Genomic DNA, 11,234 nt, shown 5'->3' with positions numbered 1-11,234 from the left:
TTTTCGCTGTGGAGGGCTGCCAGGTTCGGCGCGGATCCGGCCTGGTTCACTGGACAGCGTGTGTTCCGAAGGCCCGATCAGCCCCCTCGAATGTCTGAGCGTCTACGACGCCATCAAGTTGCGTCGTGACGTCCGCGCCGAATTCACCGGCGAGGTGGTCGACGACGCCACGCTGCTGCGGATCCTCGAGGCGGCCCATCGCGCGCCCAGCGTCGGCAATTCCATGCCGTGGGACTTCGTGGTGCTGCGCGATCCGGGCATGCTCGGCAAGTTCGCCGACCACGTGGCCGAGAAGCGGCAGGAGTTCAACGACTCGCTGCCCGCCGACCGCGCCGAGACCTTCAATCCGATCAAGATCGAGGGCATCGTCGAGAGCGGCACCGGGATCGTGGTGACCCACAATCAGGCTCGCGGCGGCACCCATGTGCTCGGCCGGGCCACGGTGCCCGAGACCGGCATCTACTCCACCATCCTGGCCATCCAGAACCTGTGGCTGGCCGCCACCGCCGAGGGCGTGGGGGTGGGCTGGGTGAGCTTCTACGACGAGCCGTTCCTGACCGACCTGCTCGACCTGCCGCCCGGCGTGAAGCCGGTGGCCTGGCTCTGCGTCGGCCCGGTCCACGAGTTCCAGCAGGTCCCGGACCTGGAACGGTTCGGCTGGCGCAATCGCCGCCCGCTCGAATCGGCTATCCACTGGGGGCGGTTCACGCCCCGCGCGGACGACTGACCTCGACGACTCAGTGCTGCGGGGCGGTGGCGTAGCCCACGCCCGCACCTGTCCGGCGCTTGCTCCGCAGGTTCGACAGCCCGATCGCCGAGCCGGTCAGCAGCACGAGGGTATCGAGCGGAATTCGCCACTGCCAGAACAGATCCGCGTATCGACCAGGATCCGCGATCGCCGCGCCGCGCAGCACGGCCAGCACGATCCAGATCGAAGCCGAAGCGGCGAACCAGAATTGGACGCGAGCGACCGGGCGGGCCAGCGCCACCATGATCAGCACCGACACGTTCACCGCGATCATCAGCAACGACAGCAGCAGGCCGTAAACCGTTGCGAGGCTGTTCACATCGCCGGTGTAGCCGCGATGCGATCCGGCGTACTCGGCAACGGCGTAGACGACGATCAGCACCAGCCCTCCGGCGAGAGCGATCGTCAGGGCCGCCCGGTACAGCCACTCGTTGTCCCACACCCGCGCCACGTACGCGCACAGCAGGCAGGCCGCCGCCAGCAGCAGCGCATCGGAGATGATGCCCGCGAATCCGCCGGTCGCGACGAAGGAGTCGACATTGTCGCGCCGACGCGGCTCGATGAAGATCGCGCCGAGGGCCAGCAGCGCCGGCGCCACGGTGAGCAACCGGGTGCGGGGCGCGCTGCACCACAGGGTGAGCCGGGCCAGGGCCACGGCGGCCGTGACGGCGATGGCGGCCGCGAAGACGATCTCCATTCGTTCCTCCCGCGGCCGCGCGCTACTCCTCCAGCAATCCGCGCCCGAGCCGTTCGCGTGGTGTGGTTGTGGACTGGTCCTCGGCGGCGTCCGGTTCGGGATCGGCCAGGCGCCGGGTCACCTCGGCGGCCAGTTCCGCGCCGGTCGCCTCGCGCAGCGCCTCCACCAGGGAGGCGCGCAGGACGTCGTCGCGGGTGAGGAACCCGGCCGCGATCAAACCTTCGATCGGACTCACACCATAGGTGCGGCAGAACGCGATGACCGTCTCCGCGACCGGCGAGTCGCCGCTCAGGTGCCGGGACACCCGCATCTGATTGGTGCCCATTCGCGCTGCGATGGCGCGGTCACTGTCGCCGTTGGATACCGCCTGCTTCCACTCCCGGAATCCCACACCTCGATTGTGTACCGGATGTGTTTCACGCTGCAATCATTCCGAGTGACGCGGCGGGTCCCACTCAGCGCAGCGCGTCGGTGGGGTGGTGCCCGATGACGGACACGTCATCCAAGGCGACCACGGGATCGCCCGAGTCGTTCTTGCCGTTGATGGTGATGGTTCCGGTGAACTCGTCACCCTGCTTGACCGACTCCCGGACCGGTCCGGTGAGCTCTACACGCGCCCCGTCGATCGTGTAGTACCGGGTCGGCTCCCCGTGCACGAACCCGAGCGTCCACACCGCCGCGTCCGAATACACCAGTCCGTAGACGGAATACCGTTCCCCGACATGTCGTCCGGCATCGTGCAGCCGCAGCTTCAGATCGGAGACCGGCTGCCCGCCCTCGGACCCGGTCGCCGGAAGTGGCAGCGCCGCAGCGTTTCCCGCTCCGGCGATCCCCGCCGCGAGCAGGACTGCCGCGGTGCCGATCATCGTCCTGCCGTTCATGATCCGCCTCCGCCCAGCTCGTTTCCCCAGGGATACCCATTCGACGCCGAGTCTCCACCAACGATTTTCGATCCGCCCGCTGGAAACCCCGGTCCGCCGTGGCGGATCGGGGTCTCACCTGCACGAAGGCGCATCCGCGCCGAATGTCGAAGCCGCGGCGCAGTCGCGTAGCCCGAGCACTGGCTACCAGCATTCACCCTGGTGACACAGAAGCGTGTCAGCTAGACCGCTTCCAGCACCGCCGAGGCTCCGATGCCGCCGGCGGCGCAGATGCCGAGCAGGGCGGTGGACTTGCCGGTCAGGGCGAGTTCGTTGGCCATGGTGGTGACCATGCGCGCGCCGGTGGCGCCGAACGGGTGGCCCAGGGAGACCGAGCCGCCGTGGACATTGAGCTTGGCCGGGTCGATCTCGCCGACGGCGGTGTCGCGGTCGAGGCGGGTCTTGGCCCATTCGTCGCTGGCCAGGGCGGAGACCACGGACAGGGTCTGGGCGGCGAAGGCCTCGTGGATGTCGACGAAATCGATGTCGCCCAGCGACATTCCGGCCTGGTCGAGGGCACGCGGCATGGAGATGGCGGGGCCGATGAGGACCTGGTCGCGCGGGTCGACGCTGACGAAGCTCCAGGAGCGGAAGGCGGCCAGCGGCGTGAAGCCGAGGGCGCGGGCCTTCTCCTCGCTCATCAGCAGCACCGCGGACGCGCCGTCGGTGAGGGGGCTGGAGTTGCCCGCGGTGACGGTGCCGTTCTCGGCGAAAACCGGTGCCAGTTCGGCGAGTTTGGCCAGGCTGGTGTCGCGGCGGACCAGGCCGTCGCGGGTGACGGCGGTGCCGTCGGGGGTGCTGACGGAGAGCACCTCGCGGTCGAAACGGCCGGATTCGATGGCGGCCGCGGCGCGGTGGTGCGAGGTGGCGGCGAAGTGGTCCTGCGCGCCGCGGGAGACGCCGTGGATGCGGGCCATCTTCTCGGCGGATTCGCCCATGACCTCGCCGGTGGTGCGCTCGGCGATCCGCGGGCGGCGCGGCATGAGGTCGTAGAACGGGGCCAATTGCGTTGCCGCGGTGAGGTAGTCCTTGGCCTTGGGTTTGCCCAGCGCCAGCGGCGCGGCGGCGTGCACCAGCTTCTGCGGCAGCTTGACCTCGGCATTGCTGGTGGAGTCGCTGCCGCCGGCGATCATGATGTCGTGTTCGCCGCGCTCGATGGCGGCGGCCGCGGACACCACGGCCTGCAGACCCGACGCGCAGGCGCGCGTCACCGTGTAGCCCTCGCAGCCCGGGTCGAGTTCGAGGTCGAGCGCGATCTCGCGGGCGATGTTCGGCGCGGCGCTGGGCAGAACCACGCCGCCCCACACGATGCCCTGGACGTCGCCCTTGGGCAGTCCGGTGCGTTCCAGTAGCCCGCGCACGGCGATGCCGGCCAGGTCGATGGAGTCCATGCGTGTGAAGTCGGTGAATGCCCGCACGAACGGGGTCCGCGCCCCGGCGACGATGACAGCACGGCGAGCGCCCTTGGTAGCCATGGCACAGTTTTAACTGATACGCGCCGTAACAGCAAGACTTGCCCCGGACAACAGGCGACCGGGGCCTGTCCCATGACCCCGGTCGAAAAGTGGATGTCCCTGGTTTACCGCGACTACGCGAGCCTGATGAGCCCGTAGTCGAAGGCGTGACGGCGGTAGACGACCGACGGTCGGTCGGTCTCCTTGTCCTGGAACAGGAAGAAATCGTGGCCGACGAGCTCCATCTGATAGAGGGCGTCATCGACCGTCATGGGTATCGCGGGGTGCTGCTTGGTGCGCACGACATGGCCGGGACCGGCGGATTCGCCTTCCATCGCAGCCGAATGGTCGTGGGCCTCGGATCCGTTGTCGGAGAACAGCGATTCGTCGACCAGACCCGCGGTCGCCTCCGCGACCGAGATCGGCGTCTTGTCCCCGTGATGCACGCGGCGGCGATCCTTGAGCCGACGCAATCGGCTCTCGAGCTTCTCGACCGCGCCCTCGAGGGCGGCGTAGAAGCTGTCCGCGCAGGCCTCGGACCGCACGATCGGGCCCTTGCCCCGGGCGGTGATCTCTATCCGCTGGCAGTTCTTGCGTTGACGACGGTTACGTTCGTGGGTGAGCTCCACGTCGAAGAGGTAAATGGTGGGGTCGAAGCGCTCGAGCCGAGACAGCTTGTCCGCCACATGAATTCGGAAATGGTCGGGCACTCCGCCCTCCCCCAGGGTCCTGCCCTTGACCACGACCTCCGCCGTGGTGGCCCGACTGGCTGATTCGTCGATGAGCTCGTCATCGAGCAGCACCGTAGTGCTTGCATTCTTCGCTGAGAGTCGTGAAGAAGTCGTCACGCGTACCTCCCGGATCTGGCCGCACAAGCCGCTCGTGCGGCGGGATTGAAACGTGTGCCGACCGATGGAACTCGCATCGGCACATATGTCCGAGGCGCCACCTCCAAACTTGCGGTTCGGGTGTCTGATCGCCAACCTAGTGCGCCAGCGACCTGTCCGCCAGTGTTCACGCAAATTTCGAAGAATCAAGCAGCGCAGGTAACCAGTACGGCACGCACGGCGATCCGCGCGGCGGTGAGCGCGCGGACCGATTCGGTCACCGTGACACCGGTGGTCAACACGTCATCGATCACCACTACCTCGGCATTTGCCGGAAACAGCGCGCTCGGGGGCTGGGTGGTGGCTACCATGATCCGCCCGTGCAGATTGTGCTGGCGATCGCGGTGCCCGAGGCCGACCGAATCCCGCACACCGGGACCCATGCGCAACACGCGCACCAGGCGGCAACCCGGTAGCCAACCCGCCGCGACGCTCGCGGCACGCACCACCGGATCCCCGCCGCGCCGCCGGGCAGCGGCCGCGCGACTGGGCGCGGGCACCAGCGCCAGGGGCCGGGACGCGTCCCGCAAATGATCCAGCCCCCTGGCCAATCCGGTTCCCAGCGGCCGGGCCAGCGCCCGCCGGCCCTGTTCCTTGACGCCCAGCACCGCCCGTCGCGGCGGACCCGAGTAGGCGGCCAGCGCCCAGCACGGCACCCCGGGATCGGCGCGCGGTCGGATCCGGATGGGCGGGCCGGACAACGCGGCGGCGCAGTCGGCGCACCACCAGGTACCGGCACGCCCGCACCCGCCGCAGGCGCGCGGCAGGATCAGATCCAGCAGTTCCCCCATGCCCCCAGTGTGCGCCTAGCCGGGCAGCACCGGAACCGCGTTTGCCCCCAGACCCGGAACTTCGCGCCAGTAGTCCTCGCGCCCTTCGGGATTGCGGGTCAGTTCCAGCACCGCGCGCGAATCGGCCACGTACTCCTGATCCGGGGAGGCGCTCACCACCCGCACCGGCGGGGTGAGGTTCTGCGAGGACTGGGCCCGGTACTCGGAACCGTCCACCAGCACCCCGGCCACCGGGTCCACCGTGCCGTCGCGGGCCACGATGACCCGCTCGTCGGTGAGCCAGTCGATGGACACCGCGGGGGTGGACAGTCCGATGGCCAGCGGCAGCGGCGAGGACAGCGCGAACTTCCCGTTCGGCTTCGGGACCACCACCGCCACGTACACCTTGCCGTTGGCGATGATCGCCGCCCGCGCCCCGGACGGGGAGATGCGCAGTTCGGTGATGGGGGTGCGCGGCGAGGTCGAGTTGATCGCCGCCGCCATCAGGTCGGCGATGTCGACGTCCTGCACCGACACATTGCCGGTGCTGCGGTCGTGCACGGCCCGGATCACCCGGTCCCCGTCCACCACCGACCAGGCCGAACTGCCGTCGGCGGGCCAGGTGGGCCGGGTGAAGGTGCCGCCGGCGGCGACCGGAAAGCCCTGCCCGTCATAGGTTCCGACGATCAGGGTGCGCTCGGGTTCGGGGTCCGGACGGCCGGAGCGGGCCACCGCGGCGACCAGCGTCCCGTCCGGTGAGAGCCCCACCGACTGCAGCGCGTGGGTGCTGCCGAAGAAGCCGGGGGCGGGCGTGATGCCGCTGCCGTTGACCGCCACCAGCGAACCGTCACGGACCGCGTGCAGACCGGTCCGGTTACGGGCGATCACATCCGGACCGCGGGCCTCCACATCGGCGCGCTGCCAGCCCGCCGAGTACTTCTCGACCAGCGGTTTGCCGTCGGCGTTGATCAGGTACGGGCCCAGCACGTCGGCCCCGGACAGGGTGAGCACCACCTGGGTGGCCAGCAGGTCCCGGTTGGCCGGGTCGAGCGCGGCCGCGCCGGAGAAGTCGACGGCCACCCCGCCGCCCCCGACCCCGACGCTGTCGGGATCGCCATTGGCCTTGGTGACCGGGCCGCGCTGCGACACGGGCGCGCCCATCGGATTGTGCACGGCCGGGGCCAGCGCCGACTGCGGTCCCTCGCTGAGCATGCTGAGCAGCCGCTGCGCCACCTGGTCCTTGCGCGCGGAGATCCAGCGCAGGTCCGGCACCATCCCGGCCCCGGCCAGATTCGGGAAGAACAGCGAATACCGGTGGTAGAACTTGGCGAACGCGGCCTGCTCGACGATGACGCCCGAGGGCAGATCCTTGATCCGCCACTCGCCGCCGATCTTCTCCATGTCGATCTTGGTCTCCAGCGTGCCGTCGGCGGCCCGGTAGGAGCCGTCCGCGGCCAGCTCGCCGATCTTGCGCGCCCGGATCACATAGGTGGCCGAATCGCCCGTGCGGGACTCGCGCAAGGTGTTCGGCTGCGAGTCCACGATGGTGATCCCGGCCCCGTCGTCCCATTGCACATTGGCCGCGGGCGAAAGGAATTGGCGCGCCAGCTGATGCCGGTTCGCCGGGTCCGCGGTGGCCTGCAGGTAGTCCAGCAGCAGCTGTTCGGGCTCACGCCCGGCCACCGGCGGGTTGAGCGCGGTGCTGGTGGGCTGGCGGTCCAGGCTGCCCAGCGCCTGCGGCGCCGACGAATCCGGCAGGCTCGCACAGGAGCTCACCGCGATCAGGCAGCCGAGGGCCGCCAGAGCCCGGAACAGGGCCCTCGCCGGCCGCCTCATGATTGGCCGTCACCCGGCTCGGCCGGTGCGGAGCCCCCGGAAGCGTCACGCCCGGAACCGGTTCCATCGGCGCCGCCGGGAGGTGTTCCGGCGGTGCCGTTGTCGGGGGGCTCGGGCTCGAAGCCCTCGCGGACGGCCAGGTCGGCGGCGTCGGCCAGGTCGGCGGCGGTCACGTCGCCGTGGTCGGCGGTGGTGTCGTCGATCCCGGTGGCGGCCGGGAATTCCGGGGCGATGGCGTCGAATCCCGGTTCCACCGTGTCGGCGTCGCGGCCGTCGGCGTCCGATTCGATTGCGGTGGGCACGGATTCGAGCGCGGCCAGGCCGAGCAGGCCCCCCGGGACCGCGTCGGGGCCCGCGGCGGCGTCGCCGGACGCGGTGTCCGAGCCCGCCGGGGCGTCGGAGCCCGCGATATCCAGAGCCAGTTGTTCGGGTGAGAACGCGCCGCGGATCTTGGGCGGCTCCAGCGGGAGTGGGCTCGTGCCCAGTTTGCGGCCGCGGACCAGCGGCAGGGTGAGCCGGAAGCTGGCGCCCACGCCGAGCTCGCCCCACGCCTCGAGCTTGCCCTCGTGCAGGTTGGCGTCCTCCACGCTGATGGACAGGCCCAGGCCGGTGCCGCCGGAGCGGCGCATGCGGGAGGGGTCCGAGCGCCAGAAGCGGTTGAACACCAGCTTCTCCTCGCCCGGGCGCAGGCCCACGCCCTGGTCGCGCACCACGATGGCGACGGCATTGGCGTCCACGTCGCCGCGCATGCGCATGAGGACGGGTTTGCCCTCGCTGTGGTCGATGGCATTGGCGAGCAGGTTGCGCAGCACCCGCTCGACGCGGCGCGGATCCACCTCGGCGACAAGGGGTTCCTCGGGCATGTCGACCACGAGTTCCACGCCGGATTCGCGGGCCAGGTGCCGCACCGTGGAGACCGCGGCCCGCGCGCACATGCGCACGTCGAGCGATTCCACCTGCAGCTCGGCCACACCCGCGTCGTGGCGGCTGATCTCGAGCAGGTCGTTGAGCAGGCCCTCGAACCGGTCGAGTTCGTTGACCAGCAGTTCGGCGGAGCGCGCCAGCGCCGGGTCCAGGTCGTCGCTGGATCCGTGGATGAGGTCGGCCGCCATGCGCACCGTGGTCAACGGCGTGCGCAGTTCGTGGCTGACGTCGGAGGTGAAGCGGCGCTGCAGATTTCCGAACTCCTCGAGTTGGGTGATCTGGTTGGACAGACTCTCGGCCATCTCGTTGAACGACATGGCCAGCCTGGCCATGTCGTCCTCACCGCGCACCAGCATGCGTTCCTTGAGGCGCCCGTCCGCGAATCGGCTCGCGATGCGGGCCGCGGATCGGATGGGCAGCACCACCTGCCGGGTCACCAGCGCGGTGATGGCGGCCAGCAGGACCAGCAGCACGATGCCGCCGATGAGCATGGTGCCGCGCATGAGCGACAGGCTGCGTTGCTCATTGGTGAGCGGGAAGATCAGATAGATCTCCAGCGAGTCGATATCGGCCGACGGACTGCCGATGATCAGCGCCGAACCTTTGTACCCGTCCGGGCTGGAGACCGTGGAGAACTGGTAGGAGACCTGCCGCTGCTTGACGAATTGCCGCAGCTCGGTGGGGATCTCCTGGATCGAGCCGGAGGTGAGCTCCTGTCCGCTGTCTCCCGTCATCGCCAGGGCGGCCTCGTAACTGCCTGCGGCGCCGCCGGTCTGGGTCCCGCCGGCGCTGGAGAACAGCGCGCGGCGGGCATCGTCGAGTCGACTCTGCTGGGTGCCCGAGTCGTGCACACCGGTCAGTTGATTCTGAACGGTGTTGCGGGCGCGACCCATCTCCTCGACGGCCGCGTTGATCTTCGCGTCCAACAACCGGTCGGTGATCTGACTCGTGAGCACGACGCCCAGAATCGTGATGACGATCAGCGACAGGGTGAGGGTGGACACGACGACCCGCAACTGGAGCGAACGCCGCCACACATGGCCCAGTTGCTCGCCCAGATTGCGGAACCAGGCCATCACTACCGCCAGCCACCGCTGCACGCGGTTTCTGGAGCCATCGATCACGGCGGTCCGGCCTTGTAGCCCACACCTCGAACGGTCAATACGATCTCAGGGTTCTCCGGGTCCTTCTCCACCTTGGCGCGCAACCGCTGCACGTGCACATTGACCAGGCGGGTGTCGGCGGCGTGCCGATATCCCCAGACCTGTTCCAACAGCACCTCGCGGGTGAACACCTGGCGCGGCTTGCGGGCCAGCGCCACCAGCAGATCGAACTCCAGGGGAGTCAGCGAGATCTGCGCGCCGCCTCGAGTCACCTTGTGCGCGGGCACATCGATGACGATGTCGGCGATCGACAGCAGTTCCTGCGGCTCCTCCTCGGTGCGACGCAAGCGCGCCCGCACCCGGGCCACGAGTTCCTTCGGTTTGAACGGCTTGACGATGTAGTCGTCAGCACCGCTTTCCAAACCCAGGACGACGTCGACCGTGTCGGTCTTCGCCGTCAGCATCACGATGGGCACACCCGAGTCGGCTCGCAACACCCGGCATACGTCGATGCCGTTCATGCCGGGCAGCATGAGATCCAGCAACACGAGGTCCGGGCGCAGCTCCCGGACCGCGGTCAGCGCCTGCGTGCCGTCTCCGACGACGTGGGGGTCGAAACCCTCACCGCGCAAGACGATCGTGAGCATCTCCGCGAGAGCCATATCGTCGTCGACGACCAGAATCTTCGGCTTCATAACGTCTAGTTTGTCACCTCTCCGGCTCTGATTCGGCCGCCACGCCAACACTCGTGACCTGTCGGCGGGCATCCAACCCTATCCAGCAACAATTTCCGCGAGGCGCGCGGCGAGTGTTGCCGGATCGTCTCCGGTTCGATGCACCCACCACGGTCCACGCCAGCTGATTTCGGCCAGCTCACGGTAGACCCTACCGGTGCGACGCTGCAGTCCACCGTCTTTCTCGTACGCGTCCAATGCGCGCGCGGCGTCGGCCGCGCCGCGCAGGCGGGCGCGCTCCTCGGCCACGTCGACCGGAACATCCAGGAGAATCTGGACATCCGGGGCCGGCAGTCCGAATCGTTCGAACTCCAATGCGGCGATCCAGTCCACGATTTCACCGCGCGCGTCCTGCTCCATCCGCGCGGCGGAATAGGCGGCATTGGAGGCGACGTAGCGGTCCAGTAGCACGATGTCGTTGTCCGCCAGCAGTTTCGAGAGCTGGTCGCGCGCGTCGGCCCGGTCGAGGGCGAACAGCAGCGCCATGGCGTTCACAGACTGCGCGGTATCTCCATGGCCGCCGCGCAGCGCCTCGGCCGCCAGATCGGCGTGCACCGAGACCCCGTACCGCGGGAAGGCCAGCGTCGCGACGCGCAGCCCGCGGGCGCGCAGATCCGCGACGACGGCCTCGGTGAGCGTGCGTTTCCCCGCGCCGTCGAGCCCTTCCATCGGAACCAGTACACCCATGGGCCGAGACTACCCAACCTCCGCCGCCAGGTAACGGCAGGTTCCCGTTTGTCCGGCAAGCCCGATCCGCGATCGCCGGAACAATATGGACGAATCCGAAACGTTCACGATTCAACCCTTGTAGGTTCTAGCCACCACTCCCCCTGCAAGGAGCGCACCCCCTGATGAAGACACGCCTCACCTTGGCCGCCGTCGCCATCTCCACCGCCGCCTTCTCCCTGGGCGGCACCGCGAACGCGGCCCCTCTCACCCTCGACCCCGCCACCCCGGACGCGGCCACCCAGGTCGCCGACTCCGGCTCGGCCTCCTCCCTCTCCTCCTCCGGCGGCTCGAGCAACGTCCTCGGCACCGGCTCCAGCGTCAGCCAACTCCTCAGCGCCGGCCTCTGCACCATCACCGGCGGCACCTGGATCCCGGTCGTCGACTACTGCCTCAAGTAGGACCAGCACGCCCCCCTGTGCCGCCGCCCCAACG

12 protein-coding genes are annotated in these 11,234 nt (G+C 69.1%); 2 read left to right on the top strand and 10 right to left on the bottom strand.

The window, feature by feature from the left end:
• The first annotated feature begins 94 nt into the window (after positions 1–94).
• On the top strand, positions 95–727 hold the full coding sequence (bluB, locus tag ACFV4K_RS31430; protein WP_379279824.1) for a 5,6-dimethylbenzimidazole synthase: 633 nt from the start codon (positions 95–97) through the stop codon (positions 725–727).
• Positions 728–737: 10 nt separating this feature from the next.
• Here bluB and ACFV4K_RS31425 read toward each other — a convergent pair whose 3' ends face one another.
• From ACFV4K_RS31425 to ACFV4K_RS31380, 10 genes are all read right to left on the bottom strand, one after another.
• A complete protein-coding gene (locus tag ACFV4K_RS31425; RefSeq protein WP_379279819.1) occupies positions 738–1,445 on the bottom strand; it encodes a hypothetical protein in 708 nt (235 codons plus the stop codon).
• A 22-nt stretch (positions 1,446–1,467) separates the two neighbouring features.
• Positions 1,468–1,836 carry a hypothetical protein gene (locus ACFV4K_RS31420; RefSeq protein ID WP_379279818.1) on the bottom strand — a complete coding sequence of 123 codons (369 nt, stop codon included), beginning with the start codon at positions 1,834–1,836 and terminating at the stop codon, positions 1,468–1,470.
• A 64-nt stretch (positions 1,837–1,900) separates the two neighbouring features.
• Positions 1,901–2,326, bottom strand: coding sequence for a hypothetical protein (locus ACFV4K_RS31415; protein ID WP_379279816.1), 426 nt, complete (start codon positions 2,324–2,326; stop codon positions 1,901–1,903).
• Positions 2,327–2,547: 221 nt separating this feature from the next.
• On the bottom strand, positions 2,548–3,840 hold the full coding sequence (locus ACFV4K_RS31410) for an acetyl-CoA C-acyltransferase (protein ID WP_379279814.1): 1,293 nt from the start codon (positions 3,838–3,840) through the stop codon (positions 2,548–2,550).
• A 113-nt stretch (positions 3,841–3,953) separates the two neighbouring features.
• Entirely contained in the window at positions 3,954–4,619 is a 666-nt protein-coding gene (gene hpf / locus ACFV4K_RS31405; protein ID WP_379279822.1) for a ribosome hibernation-promoting factor, HPF/YfiA family, read from the bottom strand.
• A gap of 233 nt (positions 4,620–4,852) precedes the next feature.
• A complete protein-coding gene (locus ACFV4K_RS31400) occupies positions 4,853–5,497 on the bottom strand; it encodes a ComF family protein (RefSeq protein WP_379279813.1) in 645 nt (214 codons plus the stop codon).
• Between the two features lie 15 nt (positions 5,498–5,512).
• Positions 5,513–7,312, bottom strand: coding sequence for an MtrAB system accessory lipoprotein LpqB (lpqB, locus tag ACFV4K_RS31395; protein WP_379279812.1), 1,800 nt, complete (start codon positions 7,310–7,312; stop codon positions 5,513–5,515).
• A complete protein-coding gene (gene mtrB, locus ACFV4K_RS31390; RefSeq protein ID WP_379279821.1) occupies positions 7,309–9,312 on the bottom strand; it encodes an MtrAB system histidine kinase MtrB in 2,004 nt (667 codons plus the stop codon). Before mtrB ends, lpqB begins: the two co-directional genes overlap by 4 nt.
• Before the next feature lie 44 nt (positions 9,313–9,356).
• Entirely contained in the window at positions 9,357–10,034 is a 678-nt protein-coding gene (gene mtrA, locus ACFV4K_RS31385; RefSeq protein ID WP_033090495.1) for an MtrAB system response regulator MtrA, read from the bottom strand.
• 78 nt (positions 10,035–10,112) lie between these two features.
• Entirely contained in the window at positions 10,113–10,760 is a 648-nt protein-coding gene (locus ACFV4K_RS31380; protein ID WP_379279811.1) for a dTMP kinase, read from the bottom strand.
• Between the two features lie 164 nt (positions 10,761–10,924).
• Here ACFV4K_RS31380 and ACFV4K_RS31375 point away from each other — a divergent pair, with 164 nt between their 5' ends.
• The gene (locus ACFV4K_RS31375; protein ID WP_379279809.1) at positions 10,925–11,200 is read left to right on the top strand and encodes a hypothetical protein; all 276 of its coding nucleotides are present in this window, start codon (positions 10,925–10,927) and stop codon (positions 11,198–11,200) included.
• Positions 11,201–11,234: the final 34 nt, after the last annotated feature.

It is taken from the genome of Nocardia sp. NPDC059764, assembly GCF_042732555.1.
Taxonomy (GTDB): Bacteria; Actinomycetota; Actinomycetes; order Mycobacteriales; family Mycobacteriaceae; genus Nocardia.
Note: the sequence above shows the minus strand (reverse complement) of the source record. Positions and strands in the feature narration are given on the sequence as shown.

Coding starts and splice junctions, on each gene's coding strand:
- ACFV4K_RS31425 (WP_379279819.1), bottom strand. CDS start 1,445: ATGGAGATCGTCTTCGCGGCCGCCATCGCCGTCACGGCCGCCGTGGCC.
- ACFV4K_RS31415 (WP_379279816.1), bottom strand. CDS start 2,326: ATGAACGGCAGGACGATGATCGGCACCGCGGCAGTCCTGCTCGCGGCG.
- ACFV4K_RS31410 (WP_379279814.1), bottom strand. CDS start 3,840: ATGGCTACCAAGGGCGCTCGCCGTGCTGTCATCGTCGCCGGGGCGCGG.
- ACFV4K_RS31400 (WP_379279813.1), bottom strand. CDS start 5,497: ATGGGGGAACTGCTGGATCTGATCCTGCCGCGCGCCTGCGGCGGGTGC.
- lpqB (WP_379279812.1), bottom strand. CDS start 7,312: ATGAGGCGGCCGGCGAGGGCCCTGTTCCGGGCTCTGGCGGCCCTCGGC.
- mtrB (WP_379279821.1), bottom strand. CDS start 9,312: ATGGCCTGGTTCCGCAATCTGGGCGAGCAACTGGGCCATGTGTGGCGG.
- mtrA (WP_033090495.1), bottom strand. CDS start 10,034: ATGAAGCCGAAGATTCTGGTCGTCGACGACGATATGGCTCTCGCGGAG.
- ACFV4K_RS31380 (WP_379279811.1), bottom strand. CDS start 10,760: ATGGGTGTACTGGTTCCGATGGAAGGGCTCGACGGCGCGGGGAAACGC.
- ACFV4K_RS31375 (WP_379279809.1), top strand. CDS start 10,925: ATGAAGACACGCCTCACCTTGGCCGCCGTCGCCATCTCCACCGCCGCC.